This is a genomic window from Planococcus glaciei (genome assembly GCF_900099655.1).
Lineage (GTDB): Bacteria > Bacillota > Bacilli > Bacillales_A > Planococcaceae > Planococcus > Planococcus glaciei.
In genome coordinates this window covers 93,782-108,509 of record NZ_FNDC01000007.1, presented here as the reverse complement: position 1 = coordinate 108,509, position 14,728 = coordinate 93,782, and the positions used below count along the sequence as shown (strand labels likewise).

General features: G+C 45.4%; 16 protein-coding genes. 13 read left to right on the top strand and 3 right to left on the bottom strand.

Annotated features, from left to right (window positions below):
• The first annotated feature begins 43 nt into the window (after positions 1–43).
• The 6 genes from BLQ32_RS10445 to BLQ32_RS10420 all read left to right on the top strand — a co-directional run bounded on the left by BLQ32_RS10445 (position 44) and on the right by BLQ32_RS10420 (position 6,333).
• Entirely contained in the window at positions 44–1,123 is a 1,080-nt protein-coding gene (locus BLQ32_RS10445; protein ID WP_074510266.1) for an SDR family oxidoreductase, read from the top strand.
• Between the two features lie 218 nt (positions 1,124–1,341).
• Positions 1,342–2,118 (top strand): TerC family protein, encoded by a 777-nt coding sequence (locus BLQ32_RS10440; RefSeq protein ID WP_036807214.1) that lies wholly within the window; start codon positions 1,342–1,344, stop codon positions 2,116–2,118.
• Between the two features lie 204 nt (positions 2,119–2,322).
• Complete coding sequence (sigI, locus tag BLQ32_RS10435) at positions 2,323–3,075, top strand: RNA polymerase sigma-I factor (RefSeq protein WP_074510265.1); 753 nt, start codon at positions 2,323–2,325, stop codon at positions 3,073–3,075.
• Positions 3,075–4,322, top strand: a complete 1,248-nt coding sequence (locus BLQ32_RS10430; RefSeq protein ID WP_074510264.1) for an anti-sigma factor domain-containing protein — start codon at positions 3,075–3,077, stop codon at positions 4,320–4,322. Before sigI ends, BLQ32_RS10430 begins: the two co-directional genes overlap by 1 nt.
• A 126-nt stretch (positions 4,323–4,448) precedes the next feature.
• Positions 4,449–5,798 (top strand): TrkH family potassium uptake protein, encoded by a 1,350-nt coding sequence (locus BLQ32_RS10425; protein ID WP_074510263.1) that lies wholly within the window; start codon positions 4,449–4,451, stop codon positions 5,796–5,798.
• Between the two features lie 91 nt (positions 5,799–5,889).
• Complete coding sequence (locus BLQ32_RS10420; RefSeq protein WP_036807205.1) at positions 5,890–6,333, top strand: MarR family winged helix-turn-helix transcriptional regulator; 444 nt, start codon at positions 5,890–5,892, stop codon at positions 6,331–6,333.
• A 43-nt stretch (positions 6,334–6,376) separates the two neighbouring features.
• On the opposite strand, the gene BLQ32_RS10415 is transcribed toward BLQ32_RS10420, so the two are convergent.
• Together BLQ32_RS10415 and BLQ32_RS10410 are read right to left on the bottom strand one after the other, a co-directional pair.
• A complete protein-coding gene (locus BLQ32_RS10415; RefSeq protein WP_074510262.1) occupies positions 6,377–7,054 on the bottom strand; it encodes a hypothetical protein in 678 nt (225 codons plus the stop codon).
• Positions 7,055–7,107: 53 nt separating this feature from the next.
• A complete protein-coding gene (locus tag BLQ32_RS10410; RefSeq protein WP_074510261.1) occupies positions 7,108–7,722 on the bottom strand; it encodes a CPBP family intramembrane glutamic endopeptidase in 615 nt (204 codons plus the stop codon).
• Between the two features lie 197 nt (positions 7,723–7,919).
• Between BLQ32_RS10410 and BLQ32_RS10405 the strand changes: the two genes are divergently transcribed.
• From BLQ32_RS10405 to BLQ32_RS10385, 5 genes are all read left to right on the top strand, one after another.
• Complete coding sequence (locus BLQ32_RS10405; protein WP_036807196.1) at positions 7,920–8,108, top strand: hypothetical protein; 189 nt, start codon at positions 7,920–7,922, stop codon at positions 8,106–8,108.
• 39 nt (positions 8,109–8,147) lie between these two features.
• A complete protein-coding gene (locus BLQ32_RS10400) occupies positions 8,148–9,083 on the top strand; it encodes an AAA family ATPase (RefSeq protein ID WP_074510260.1) in 936 nt (311 codons plus the stop codon).
• Between the two features lies 1 nt (position 9,084).
• A complete protein-coding gene (locus BLQ32_RS10395; RefSeq protein WP_074510259.1) occupies positions 9,085–10,239 on the top strand; it encodes a DUF58 domain-containing protein in 1,155 nt (384 codons plus the stop codon).
• Positions 10,236–11,459: a DUF4129 domain-containing protein gene (locus tag BLQ32_RS10390; RefSeq protein ID WP_074510258.1), complete on the top strand. Its 1,224-nt coding sequence runs from the start codon at positions 10,236–10,238 to the stop codon at positions 11,457–11,459. Before BLQ32_RS10395 ends, BLQ32_RS10390 begins: the two co-directional genes overlap by 4 nt.
• Before the next feature lie 204 nt (positions 11,460–11,663).
• Positions 11,664–12,521, top strand: coding sequence for an NAD(P)-dependent oxidoreductase (locus BLQ32_RS10385; RefSeq protein WP_074510257.1), 858 nt, complete (start codon positions 11,664–11,666; stop codon positions 12,519–12,521).
• Between the two features lie 76 nt (positions 12,522–12,597).
• On the opposite strand, the gene BLQ32_RS10380 is transcribed toward BLQ32_RS10385, so the two are convergent.
• Entirely contained in the window at positions 12,598–13,059 is a 462-nt protein-coding gene (locus tag BLQ32_RS10380; RefSeq protein WP_053165588.1) for a YkyB family protein, read from the bottom strand.
• Positions 13,060–13,352: 293 nt separating this feature from the next.
• On the opposite strand from BLQ32_RS10380, the gene fadH reads away from it, so the two are divergent.
• A complete protein-coding gene (gene fadH, locus BLQ32_RS10375; RefSeq protein WP_036807178.1) occupies positions 13,353–14,120 on the top strand; it encodes a 2,4-dienoyl-CoA reductase in 768 nt (255 codons plus the stop codon).
• A 101-nt stretch (positions 14,121–14,221) separates the two neighbouring features.
• The gene (cbpB, locus tag BLQ32_RS10370) at positions 14,222–14,665 is read left to right on the top strand and encodes a cyclic-di-AMP-binding protein CbpB (protein WP_036807175.1); all 444 of its coding nucleotides are present in this window, start codon (positions 14,222–14,224) and stop codon (positions 14,663–14,665) included.
• Positions 14,666–14,728 lie beyond the last annotated feature (63 nt).

The window sequence follows — 14,728 nt, the reverse complement described above, 5'->3', positions numbered from 1 at the left end:
AGTGTTGGAATATTACGTATAATAAGGGAAAGGGGTGGAAGTGATGAGAGAAATCGTTTTTACCGGATTCCCGGGATTTATTGCAAGCCAATTGATTCGAAAATCCGTTCATAGCAATACTGGCATATCGGTTATTATCTTGCCGTCAGAACGACCCAAAGCGGAACGGGAAGCAATAAAAATCCAGCAAGAAACAGGATGCAGGCCAATCCGTATAATGGATGGAGATATTACAAAAAACGGTCTTGGATTAAGCCAGGAAAACATTCAGCACCTTCACTCAAAAAAAGTGGTATTTTGGCACTTGGCCGCCATTTATGATTTGGCAGTCCCAAGAGATATAGCATGGAAAGTGAATGTGGAAGGCACACAGCATGTTAATGACTTCATTCTTACTTTGCCAAACCTGGAACGTTATATGTACTTCAGCACTGCCTATGTCGCTGGGGCAAGAGAAGGGGTTCTTTACGAAAAGGAATTGATTCGTCCGGAGAAATTCAAAAACTTTTATGAAGAAACAAAGTTTGAAGCGGAATTGCTGGTTGAAGGGCTGAAACAAGCGGTGCCTTTGACAATTATCCGTCCGGGCATAGTCCGCGGGCATTCCGAGACTGGGGAAACAGTAAAATTTGATGGACCCTATTTTTTCCTCAATATGATTGACCGTGTCCGCAAGCTGCCGGTGATTCCGTACCTCGGGCGTTCAACGGCCTATATCAATGTGGTGCCGGTCGACTATATTATCAATGCGTCAGTCTATTTAAGTTCGCTGCCCGATGCTGCTGGAGAAACAGTCCACTTGACGGATCCCCGTCCCCATCCGGTAGAGGAAGTCTACCGAAAAATGGTGGTGGAGATGACTGGAAAAATTCCGAAAACCCGGTTGCCGCATAAACTGGCGGAAGTTTCCTTAGCGGTGCCGCCCGTGCGGAAATTGCTTGGTGTTGAAGCAGAGACTTTGGACTATTTAACGTGGAGCGCTTCTTTTGATACCAGCACAGCTCAACGGCTGCTAACAGGAAGCGGCATTGAATGCGCCGATTTTCTGAAGTCGATGCCTTCCATGGTCCGGTTTTATGAGCTCCATAAAAAGGATAAAAATTACCATATCGCTATACGCTAATCTTTTACAATAAATAAAATTATGGTATGATAATTCTACAACTTCATACACTTTGACGTTCAGTCAAGGGGGAGTAGCTTTAGGGAAACCTATTTCATAATCGTCAAGACATGGCTAGTAACCATCGGTTATGATAGTGAATTTATTTGCTTAGCGAGACCTTTGCCTTTTTTTAGGCAGGGGTCTTTTTTGCTGGCAAAATAACAGGAGGAGAAAGAATGGAAGCAATATTATTGGAGTATGCCTGGGTCCTGCTTGTACTGGTGGGGCTTGAAGGGCTGTTGGCTGCGGATAACGCGGTCGTTATGGCAGTTATGGTAAAACACTTGCCAAAAGACAAGCAGAAAAAAGCTTTGTTCTACGGTTTGGTAGGTGCATTTGTGTTCCGCTTTGCAGCTTTGTTCATGATTACGCTGCTTGTAAACATTTGGCAAATACAAGCACTTGGAGCGGCGTACCTATTATTTATCTCAATCAAGAATATTTATGATCAACGGAAAGGCGATACCGATCATGCCATTGACGTTGAAAAAGCGCCGAAAAAAGGTTCAAGTTTCTGGATGACCGTTTTAAAAGTAGAATTGGCGGATATCGCGTTTGCGATTGATTCAATGCTTGCAGCGGTAGCGCTTGCTGTCACCTTGCCGCATTTGAATGTATTCGGATTGGAAGATATTGGCGGGATCAATTCCGGACAATTTGTCGTTATGTTGGCTGGTGGTTTGATTGGGGTTATCATCATGCGATTTGCTGCCCATAAATTTGTTCAAATCCTTGAGAAATACCCACAATTGGAGACAGCAGCATTTGTCATCGTTGGTTGGGTAGGGGTAAAATTGCTTGTCATGACACTTTCTCACGAAAAACTTGGTGTCTTGCCGCATGACTTCCCGCACTCTACGCCATGGACGCTTACGTTCTGGACCGTGTTGGTCGGAATTGTAGTCGTAGGCGTTATTACGGGTGTTAAAAAGAACAAAGAAGAAAATGCTTAACAAAAAAAGCCTCCGGTTGGAGGCTTTTTTTTATGGGCAATTATAAAACTAAGGGGATTCATGGCTTCATAAATTTAATTTACAGGACCGACAGAAATATGAACCGGAAAACGAATACATATAAAGTACCAACGAAACGCCCTTTTCTTTTCCAATTACTGCCGTTACAATCAAAGGTAGTGTCTGCAGAAAAGAGGTGAGCGTATGTTAATGGCTGTTTTGGCTGGAATGTTTGGACGCAGTGAAAATGTACCGGCAGAAGAATTGGCTTTAATGGCACAAAATGGCGATGACACCGCGCTTCACCATTTGCTTCAGTCCTATTCTCCGTTTATGAAAAAAACTGCTGCCCAAGTATGCAAACGATTTATCGACGATCATGATGATGAATACAGCATAGCCCTGTCCGCTTTTCACGAAGCGGTACAAGGCTATGAAAAAGAGAAAAACGCCTCGTTTTTGACGTTCGCCCATTTGATTATCCGGCGGCGGGTCATTGATTTTATCCGAAAAGAAAGCCAGCGTACGGAATTTGTCCACGACTTCAGCGCCTCATCCAATGAGGACGCCGAATCTTCTAAGTGGATCGAAGAAACGGCTTCCATCAAGAATTTCAACTTGGAAAAGCAAGCCGAAATCCGCAGGGAAGAAATCGTTTTGTATGAGGCGATATTAAAAGAATTTGATTTGAATTTTCAAATGCTGGCTAAAATTGCGCCTATGCATGAAGATGCCCGGCAAACCGCTGTGCAAATTGCACAGATGGTGGCTGAAACAGAAGAGTACAGGGAATTTTTGATGAACAAAAGAAAGCTGCCCATCAAAGAAATCGAAAAAATGGTTCGGGTTTCACGAAAAACCATCGAACGAAACCGAAAATACATAATCGCGATGGCTCTTTTGCTCCAAAGCGATTTACATTATTTAAAAGATTACCTAAAGGAGCGGTTGCATTGATGAAAATGCAAAAAGGAATATGTGTTGAATCAAAAGGCGACCGCTCTGTATACTTAACGGGAGACGGCCAATTTTTAGCTGGACGGGCCGTTCAACAAACAATGGTCGGCGAGGAAGGCTATTTTTATGAAGAAAGCCGAAAAGCGAAAATCAACTGGCAGCCGATTTGGGTTTCGGCAATTGCGGCATTTGCTGTTTTGCTTTTGTTTTTATCCGTGCTTCTGCCATCGGATGAAGCTTTTGCTTATGTACAAGTGGAAATCAACCCAGGAGTGGAATTGGGGCTCGATGAGGACTACCGCGTCATTTCAATCCGCGATTTGAATGACGATGGCGACATTCTTATAGGCAGGCTTGGCGAATGGAAAAACCATTCGTTGGATGAAGTGCTTGGAAAAGTGATTGCCTTGTCAATCACTGATTCCACGGAAGAAGTGACCATCACTACGGTGGATGACGGCGAAAAAGCAAAGAAACCTGTAGAAAAAGTGGTCACGGCGGCTGCAGCAAGTGCGGTAACAAGAAATATTGACGTTCATTTGAAAAAAGCGACGCTTAAACAGTGGAGAGAGTCGGTCAAAGAAAGTGTGCCGGTGGGCCAAAAAATCGACAAATACATCCCTGTCCCTCCAACACAACAGGCGCCGGCCGAAGAAGAAGGAAAGCAGCCGCATAAAAATTCAAAAGAGAAAAAAGGGTCGGGAATAGAAGATGGAAAGGGTGTTTCGCCAAAAGAGCGCAAAAAAGAAAGCGCACCTGCTTGGAAAACCGGTGAAACTCCTATAGAACTGCCGAAGAAAGCAGCTCCTCAAGAGCCGCAAAAGAAAGAAACTCCGCCAGGCCAAAAGAAAAAAACAATGCAGGCGGAACCGAAAAAGAATGAAAATCCTGCAGTTCCAGAGAAAAAAACTATGCCTCCTGGGCAGGAAAAGAAACAGGCGCCGCAGGAACCGAAAGAAAAACCGACGGGACAAGAGAGAAAAGCAACCCCAACGGAGCCAAAAACCAAGAAGACGCCGCCTGGGCTAGAGAAAAAGGCAGCTCCGCCTAAACAGGAAAAGAAAGCCGCTCCAAAAGGGCAGGAGAAGAAACAACAGAACCAGTCCGGTCAAACAAAAAAAGACAAAAAGCCTCAACAGAAAAAAGGGAATCCGGATACTTCTAAAAAAGAGAATCCCAAAACCGGAAAAGCAGCTGACAAGAAAAAATCTGAACCGAAAAAAAAGAATAGCAAGGAACAAGAGTAGAAGCTGTTATTCTGCTCTTTTTCTCTTTTGGATCCTAAAAAAATGACATTTTTAATTGCCCCTTTCCTTTTAGCCTTTCTTTTCTTAGAATAGGTAGAGAACGAAGGCAGAAAGGAATTAAACACTATGAACAGTTCATTTCAAAAACTACGGAATCTGACGCCTGCCCAAGCCATCGTATCTTATTATTTCGTTGCGATTGCGTCTTCCTTTCTGTTGCTCCGATTGCCAGGTGTCCATAACCCTGGAATCGATATGCCTTGGTTGGATAGCTTGTTTACAGCCGTCAGTGCGGTTAGCGTAACAGGGCTGACAGTTGTCAATATTTCCGAAACTTATTCGGTTTTCGGCATCATTATGATTATGTTTATCCTGCAGCTTGGTGGAATTGGCATTATGTCATTGGGAACTTTCTTTTGGCTGTTGATTGGGAAACGGATTGGCCTGCGGGAACGGCAGTTGATCATGGTTGACCACAACCAATTCAATATGTCGGGAGTTGTTAAACTGATTCGGGAAATCATCAAAATTCTTTTATTGATTGAATTAGTGGGAGCTGTCATTTTCACCTTGTATTTCACGCAGTACTTTGACACCTTCAATGAAGCGCTGCTGCAGGGCATATTTGCATCTGTAAGTGCAACGACCAACGGCGGCTTCGATATTACCGGACAATCGCTGTCTCCTTTTTTTAACGATTATTTCGTACAGATCATCAATATGATCTTGATCATTTTAGGCGCCATTGGCTTTCCCGTATTGATCGAAATAAAAGAGTTTTTATCGAACAAAAATAAGAATTTCCGCTTTTCCTTGTTTACCAAAATTACGACCAGCACATTTGGCATTTTGCTGGTCGTCGGAACACTGGTATTGCTGGCCTTTGAATCGCTGAATGCCTTCAAAGGGTACAACTGGCATGAAACCTTATTTGCGGCGATGTTCCATTCGGTTTCTTCCCGTTCCGGGGGGCTTACCACCATGGACATTACGCAATTCAGCGAAGCCACCAATGTGTTTATGAGCGCATTGATGTTCATCGGTGCTTCGCCAAGCTCGGTTGGCGGCGGAATCCGGACAACCACGTTTGCTATCGCTTTGCTGTTTTTGATCAATTTTGCCAGAGGCAAAAACACGATTCAAATTTTTAAACGTGAAATTGAACTGATCGATGTTTTTCGTTCCTATGCCGTAATTATTTTGGCTTGCTTTATGGTCCTTTTTGCGACCATGGCATTGATCATCTCGGAACCGCATGCAACACCTGTGCAAATCGTCTTTGAAATCACTTCTGCGTTTGGAACGTGTGGGATGTCGCTTGGCATTACGGACGACTTGTCGGCGTTCGGGAAAGTTGTCATTATGGCCCTGATGTTCATCGGGCGCGTTGGCTTGATTTCGTTCTTGTTCACAATTGGCGGAAAAAGCGATAAAACCAAATTCCATTATCCGAAAGAACGCGTTATTATTGGATAATTATAGGAGATGGCTTATTACCCGTGCCTTTTTCTTATAAAAAGACTATAATTATTATAAGAGATTTTTAAATTGGGAAAGAGTGGATCATATGAACGAAGAAATCAAACAATCGTTAAAGCTGTTTATCGTTTTATCGCGTGCCCATAAAGCCATAACAGAACAAACCAATCATTTTTTTCAGGCGCACGGGGTAAATCCGACTGAATTTGCTGTGATGGAACTCCTGTACCATAAAGGAAAGCAGCCTCTTCAGAAAATCGGCGGAAAAATCCTTCTGGCGAGCGGATCAATCACTTATGTTATTGATAAATTGGAGAAGCGCGGATATATTACCCGTGTAAACTGCCCGACCGATCGCCGGGTAACCTATGCGGAAATATCTGAAGAAGGAAAAAAATTCATGGGACAGATTTTTCCGGAACACGAGAAAAACCTTCATGAATTGACCAATGCTTTATCAAGTGAAGAAAAAGATGAGGCGATCGAACTGATGAAAAAGCTGGGCTTATCGATCAAGGATTTATCTTATTAAATAGCAAAAAAAGCCACCTGAAAAGGCGGCTTTTTTTGTTTCGTTATTCTGTTCTTTTGATGGTTTGTCCCATAGCGATTAAATCTGCTGTGGCATTGGCTGCTTCGCTATCGAAAATCGTTAAGCGGACCAGCTGGTTTTCTTGTTCAATCACCACTCCGGTCACTTTGCCTTCTGCGCTTGGCACTTCAAACCGCGAGGATTTGACTATGCCCGCACCTGCTAATGCCTGGCCTTCGGCAATTTCGGCTTCTGCATTCACAGCTTTCAAGGTTTCTTTAACTTGTGTTTCAGCTTGCGAAAAATCAATTTCCCCAGGAGCAAATGTTTCAATCCGCATAAAGGCAGAAGGATCACTTTCTTTGTATAAGGAATCTTTTCCGGGCTCTTCAGAAGTTAACACATAACCAGGCAGCACGTGCAGTTCATAGGGCTGTTCATCGCTTTCGGCCAGCGTGCCTTCTGCTGCAGAACTAGCTTCTTCGCCAACTGCCTCTTCAGGCGGAGCTTCTTCAACCGCATTTTCCTCGTCCGTAGTTTCTTCAGCTACGTTCTTGTTGCTGTCCGTTTCTTTATCTGCAACGTCCTTGCCGGCCGTTTCTTCAGTTGAGGTCTCAGGTGGAGTTGAACTTGCATTTTCAGTGGACTCTGAAGTCCCACAAGCCGCTAAAACAGCGCCCATAGTCAGCAAAAGCGCGGCAGACACCAAACTTTTTTTCATAATTATTCCTCCTTTTCCTCTAGTTGACGGATCAGAAGCAAAAATGTTTCAGATTACGCTGGCAGCGGCAGCACCAAAAACAGCAAAACGATCATCACCAAATGGGCAACGATTAAAAGTGGCATGCTCCGTTTCCATTCATACAAGAAGCCGAGGACGATGCCAGTGGCAATTCCAGCGAAAACCCCTGGCACAAAACCGCCAAAGCCGAGCGCGAGCCCGAACAACAAAGCGGCAATCAGTACCGAATCTCTTGTAGAAACATAGGATTTCAGTTTCTGTTGAACAAAACCTCTCCAGAAAATCTCTTCGCCAGGCACGATGATAAACATCAAAAGCAGATAATGCCAAATAGAGCTGGGGGCGAAAGTGGAAATAAAGGAAGACACCGATCCTTCTATATTGAACGAAAGCAGTTTGAAAAATTGAAAGCCGCCGGCAATAATTGCATAAATGGCTGTCCCATAGCCAAGGCCATAAATCAACGATTTCCAAGTCGGCATCTCGTCGAAAACCTTAGTGAAAATGACCGAGAACGACATCAGCACAAGCAATGCAAATGTGTACATATACCAGAAAATCTTGGCGTCTTGAAACGCCAGACTGTACAAAGCAAATGCCAACGGAATGAACACAATCAATTTATGGTTCTTGAAAAAATTAAACATGAAAAATCCTCCTAAAAAATAAACGCCGATCTGAATGAAACAAGAACGGCTTGGCCAAAGATGTCCAACTTCTGTCGATACGTTATACTAGTTGTAATCGGCTTTCAGGTGGAAAGCGCGCTGCTTTTCATCTTTACCTGTTCAAACTTATTATAACAGAAGCAAGAAAGCGAAAAGAACGAAAAGGGGAAGATTGTATGACAGACTACAACGAGCAATTGGAGCAATTAAAGCAAGGGGAAATTTCTTCACTGACTATCGAAAAAGAAGATTTTCTTGATTTCCGAAAGGTCCTGATCGCCCGGGAAGATTTTAAGCATTTTAGAGGGGCGGCCTATCATCACGGCGTTACCATTTATACATATACCGTAGAACCGTCCAAGTAAGGGGAACTGCAGAAGAATTTAAACATGGGGGGAAACTGTGTGGAAAATTTAAGGGGTGTCAAAAAGCATTTGAACGAATTGGTGGTGGGCAGGGAAAAAGAAATTGATTTTATGTTGATTGCGTTAATCCAGGAAGGGCATGTCTTGCTTGAAAGCGTTCCCGGCTCCGGCAAGACCTGGATGGCGAAAGCATTTGCTGGGTCTTTCCATGGTATATTTCAGCGTCTTCAATTTACGCCGGATGTACTGCCTTCGGATGTAACAGGAATCCGGTTTTTTAATCCCAAAACACAGGAATTTGAACTTCGCCCCGGAGCCGTGCTGACCAATCTGCTGCTGGCAGATGAAATAAACCGGGCGACTCCCCGAACTCAATCCAGTTTGCTGGAAGCGATGGAGGAAAAACAAGCGACCATTGATGGGGAAACGCTGGCACTGCCGGATCCGTTCATCGTGATTGCCACGCAGAATCCGGTTGAATCCCAGCAAGGGACATTTTCGCTTCCTGCTGCCCAATTGGACCGTTTCTTATTCCGGTTGGAAATCGGCTATCCGGATTATGAAGAAGAAATGAAAATCATCCGGAATTTCCGTGGGAACGTTTCGCATAAAAAGAAGATAACGGCAGTCGCTTCCATAGAAGATGTGCGGGCCTGGTCGGCAGAAGCGAAAAAAGTAGCCGTCCATGAGGATATTGAAACATACATCCTGAAACTGGTGCGCGCTACTCGCCGCCATCCGTCCATTGAACTGGGATTGAGTTCCCGTGCGGCCCTGGCATTGGTCCATGCTGCTCAAGGCTATGCGTTTATCAATGGCCGTAATTTCGTAACGCCGGATGACGTGAAAACCATTTTAGAACCTGTAGCGGTTCACCGAATTCTGTTGACCGCGGAAGGCATGTTGGTGCGGGAGGTACAGGAAGTGCTGAAGGAAGTGGCAGATTCGATTCCTTCACCGGTAGAGGCCTTTTAATATGGTGTGGATTCGCCACGACTCCAATTCGACGAGTACAAAATGGCTGTTAAGTTTACTGGCGGTATTCTTTTTTTTAGCGATGGCTTTTCTGCAATTTACTGCGGCAGCGGTTGCAGCGTTTATCGCAGCAGTTGCAGGCTTGCAGTGGCTTTATGTCGTCCATGTCGGAAAGCGCTTGGAACTGGTCAATGTGAGAAGCCGGAAGCGCCTGTTGGCTGGCGGCGAAAGCGCCTGGGAGCTGGTGTTTGAAAACAAGGGGCTGCCGGTGCTCGGCGGCCATTTGAAAATCTGGTTTCAGGATGCAGTTTTGCCTCAGGGCCCGCTCATTGTGAATTATGGAGATCTTGTTGAACTGGATGTGCCTTTCACCATCGGCCATAACGAAACGCTCGCTGTGAACATTCCAGTGACTGGAAACCGCAGAGGGCTTGCCCGCTTGAAGAAAATGGAGCTGAATGTTCCGCATCCGTTTGGCGAAGGCTCTGTGGTGCTTGAGTATAAGCCGATGATTTTGCAGGAATTGCTGGTTTATCCGAAACTCCGTAAAGCCTTTTTCCATTATTCGCCGTCCCGCCAAAAACCGGGGCAGTTCAATTTAAAACATTCCTTGTTCGACGATGCGTTTCAGCCGATCGGCACCCGTGATTACGTGCCGACGGATAGTTTCAATACAATCCACTGGAAAGCAAGTGCCCGACTGCAATCCTATCAAACCAAGGTATTTGAGCAAGTGGCCAATGAATCGGTTTTGTTCGCTTTGAATGTGGCTGACCATTACGCAACGATTCCCCACTTGGAGGAACGCATCGAAGAACTGGCTTCTTACATCGAAACTTGTTACCGGGAAGGGATACCGTATGCTTTGGCCGTCAATATCCGCTCCACTGGAAAAATGCCTTTTCTCCATTTGGCGACAGGTGAAGGGCCTTACCAACGGCAGAAAGCACTGGAGATGCTTTCGGTCATGTCCAAAAATCACTCGACCATGCCATTTCCTTCAATGCTTGCTCATTTGGATGGCCATATCGAACTGCCGTTTACAACGTATTTGATGGCCGATGAATTTGCAGGAATCCAGCGCTTTGTAGCTCAATGGAGAACCCGCACCGAACTCAAATTGCTGCCTGGCAGAAAAGGAAGTGGCGTCCGATGATTTCACGTTTATGGTCTGCCGGAAATTATATGCTGGATGCCTTCGCCAGTTCACTGTTGCTGGTTTTTATTCAGAATGAAACGGCCATTCCGTTAATGTGGCTGTGGCTGCTTCTCAGTTTCGGAGCTGCGGCTCTTGCATTTGCCCTCTTTCTCAAATTTTCTTATCATGTCATGGGTGCGGCTTTGGTTGCCGCAATGATTCTGACAGCGGCGATGGTCTTGGGCATGCCCGTTTGGCTTGCAGTGGTTCTGGGGATGCTGACACTGTACCGGCTGCACGTCCGTTTTTCCGTTTTTGATGGCGATGGCCAGCAGGAGGGCCATTTTCTGCTGGTATTTGTCCTGTTGTTTTCCGTGGCACTTGTCATCAGTTTATTCAACCCCCGAGCTGAAAATTCCGAAGAGATTTTTGCCATAGCTATGGCGGCGACGGGGTTTTATGTGTGCTTCCGGCTGTTGTACCGGTATATGCTGACGCGGAAAGAAGGGGTTTCCTTTTCGCTAATGGCGGTTGGCATGTCTGCTGTAATCGGTTCAGCAAGTTTAAGCGGTTTTCTGGTCTATTTGCTGGCTGAAGACGCAAGAAGAATGGCTGGATGGGTCCTGGGCAGCGTTTTGCAGATTGTCCTATGGCCGTTTGCTGGGTTGATGGAAAAACTCACGAAGTATTTGTCCGGGCTTTCCACCGAACAGGAAATGAAGGAAACATTGGAGAAATTGGATCCGGAAACAGTTGCCGAGGAGGAAGCCCAGGCAAGCTTCCAACCAGAAGCCGCTGATTTTCCGGTGGAATTTATTATGGCTGCGGTGCTGCTGGCCTTTTTTGCCTTGCTGGTTATCTGGCTGGTGAAAAACAAGCCGGAAAAAGAGGAGCCTGCAAATAAGGGAGCGGCAGTTTCTCATCGCTACCCGACAACTGCTGCCAACGAGCCGTCCCTGCAGCCGGTACCGGTTCAGTATGCTGAACTGGATGTGGAAGCTGTCCGGAAAGCGTACCGCGCCTTGGAACAGGAAGCCGACGCTGCCGGACTCGGACGCAAAGAATACGAAACTGTCCGGGAGTGGATGGACCGCATGAGCTGGACCGTATCCGAAAGTTTTTTCAAAACCTACGATTTGGTGCGTTACGGTTCCGGAACCTTGACCGCATCAGAAGGCGAACCTTTCCTGGAAGAAATAAAAAAAATAAAAGAAAAATATTTAAAAGAATATGTTTAAACGCCTGTTGGGGCGGGCATAGTATATTTGAACACAGCAACATTCTCATTTCCCCCTTTTGTGGTCGGTCCGAACAGCGGATCGGCTTCTTTTTTTTGTTTTTTTAAGGAAATGGAATCCCGTCTGTTAAATTTTTCTGGAATTTCGTGAATTAACTGAAAAGTTTTGATAAACTGTAGACATAACAGAAGGAGTGACGTACATATGAAAGTAGGATTTATTGGCACAGGCGTAATGGGCAGCAGCTTAGTGAAACATTTGTTGACTGCTGGACATGATGTCATCATCTATACACGCACGGCTAAAAAAGCCGAAAGTCTGGTGGAAGCCGGAGCGAAGCTGGTGGAGTCTTCAAAAGAAGTGGCACGGGCTGCGGAAACCATTTTTACAATGGTGGGCTATCCATCCGATGTGGAAGAAGTATATTTCGGGGACAACGGAATTTTGGAAAATGCCCAACAAGGGGCAGTACTTGTCGACCTGACAACTTCTAAGCCGAACTTGGCGAAGCGCATTTTTGAAGAAGCGGCTTCGAGAGGCTTAAAAGCGTTGGATGCACCGGTTTCCGGCGGAGACATCGGTGCCCAGAAAGGGACCTTGTCGATTATGGTGGGGGGAGCAGAACCGCATTTTCAGGAAGTTTTGCCGCTGCTCGAATTAATGGGGGAGAACATTGTTTATCAGGGGCCTGCAGGGTCCGGCCAGCACACCAAGATGTGCAATCAAATCAACATCGCAACAAACATGATCGGCGTCTGCGAGTCTCTCGTGTATGCCAAAAAAGCCGGCCTTGATCCCGAGCAGGTGCTCCGGTCCATTTCGTCCGGTGCTGCCGGTTCTTGGTCTTTATCGAATCTGGCTCCGCGGATGATTGCAGAGGATTTTGCACCGGGCTTTTATATTAAGCATTTCATAAAAGACATGAAAATTGCGGCGGAAGAAGCGGAATTGATGGGGCTGGACTTGCCGGGTCTGCGTTTGTCGCTCGGCATGTACGAAAAATTAGCGGAACAAGGCTACAGTGAAAACGGCACCCAGGCTTTGATCAAGCATTTCGAATAAATATTGCAACAGCATTCCGGGAACTTAAAAAGGCACAAAAAAACCGGAAGCCCTTGGAGGCTTCCGGTTCCAGTCATCAATCGAAATAAGATTTTTTAGGCGTATAAAACCGGTCGATTGGACGCGGTTTATAGGATTTTGTTGATTGGGATGCGGCAGTTTCTTTTTTCTGTGGACGAAGCCCGGTAAAGTTGCTCAATATGTCTTTTGCCGTCTTCAAATTCATCCTGCTTGGCGGGTTCCGGTATGTTTCGTCCAACTGGCCCAAATGTTCAAGACACTCAAAATCTTCTTTTTTCGGCAGCATGTGAAAATAATAGTTACCGCATTTTACGAGGACTGAAGATTGTTGTTGGCTTTTCCGGGGGTTTTTGCTGAAGTGAAGGCCGATTTTTTCTGCACGCTTTTGCGTGATCATCAACACGAGCGCTTCTTTTTTTAATGCATATAAATACTGGTTGTCTGGGGCGGTTTTTGCATGCCGATTGACAGTGAAAATTGCCTGGGCAATATCGGAATCGGTTTTATCAAATGCCATGGAGTCATTCCCTTCTATAATAAATTTCATGTATAATGCCTATTTATCATATCAAAATTTACCAACAGTGTATACGGAAGACCGCCGGCTTTACTAGATTTTTGTCAAGAAAGCTTCGCAACTGCAAGATCAAAGGGACAGATAAAAGAAATTCCGCCGTTTTAAATGAAAGCGCTTCAATAGATGGGGCCCTATTCGGCTAATGGATGCTGGTACGCTATCGCTGAGCGGTGTGGATTAAGCGAGTGCATAAAGAAAAAATTATAAGACATTTACCGAAAGGGGAATTGGTTATGTTAAAAGACAAAACGATTATTGTGACAGGCGGCTCAAGCGGAATGGGGCTTCATATGGCTGAAAAGTTTGCAGCGGAAGGGGCGAACGTCGTCATTACCGGACGCGATATGGAAAAACTGAATGCAGCAGTTCGGACAATTGACGCACAGCACGGTTCTGTAGAAGTATTTCAAATGGATGTCCGGGAGCCGGAACATGCAAAAGCGATGGTTAATTTTGCGCATGAAAAGTTTGGCCGTATTGACGGGCTCGTCAATAATGCGGCAGGCAACTTTATCGTCCATGCTGAAAAATTATCGCCCAACGGCTGGAAATCCGTGATTGATATCGTGTTGAATGGCACGTTTTTCTGTTCCCATGCAGTCGGCAATTACTGGATTGAGCACGGTATAAAAGGCAACATCATCAATATGCTGGCCACCTATGCCTGGACCGCTGGAGCAGGGGTGGCGCATTCGGCAGCCGCCAAAGCGGGTGTCATGTCTTTGACGCGGACACTAGCAGTGGAATGGGGCACGCAGTTTGGAATTCGCGTAAACGGCATCGCTCCGGGGCCGATTGAACGGACCGGCGGTGCTGAAAAACTATGGGAATCAGAAAAAGCCGCCAAACGGACATTGGAATCGATTCCGCTTGGCCGTTTAGGCAAGCCGGAAGAAGTGGCAGAGCTGGCCGCCTTTATGATGTCGGACAAAGCTTCGTATATGAATGGTGAAATTGTGACGCTGGACGGCGGGCAGTGGCTAAACAAATTTCCATTTTAAGGCGAATCGGAAATACAATTAAATAGTTTCGCCAAACGGGTTATGTTATGATGTTACCGAAGACAGGATGGCTCGTTTACGATGCAAAAGGAGTAGAGTATATGATTTCATTACCTAGCCGTGATTTTCTCGATACCCCCATTGAAGAGTATATAATTTCATCTGAAAAAGTCGCACATGTCCAAATCAACAACAGTGCGGAACATGCCTTGCTGGTTCTGACAAAGACGGGTTATTCTGCAATTCCAGTGTTGGATTCAAAATATCGTTTTTGCGGTTTGATTAATGCGCAGCGGATTACGGATGCCATTCTTGGGATGGAGCACATTGAATACGAACGCTTGCCGGAAATCCGGGTAGAAGATATTATGCAGACGGATTTTCCATTGATTCATATTTCCGAACGGTTTCAGCGGGCTTTGGATTTGTTGATCGACCAGAACTTTTTATGCGTAATCGATGATGACGCCATGTTTATGGGCATACTTACCCGACGGGTCATACTTAAGCAGCTAAAAAAACAGATTTATCAATTGAGAAAATAAGAAGTGCAATTTCATGCGGCAGGTTTCTCTGCTGCCATTCAAAGCACGTTAAAATCAAACGTA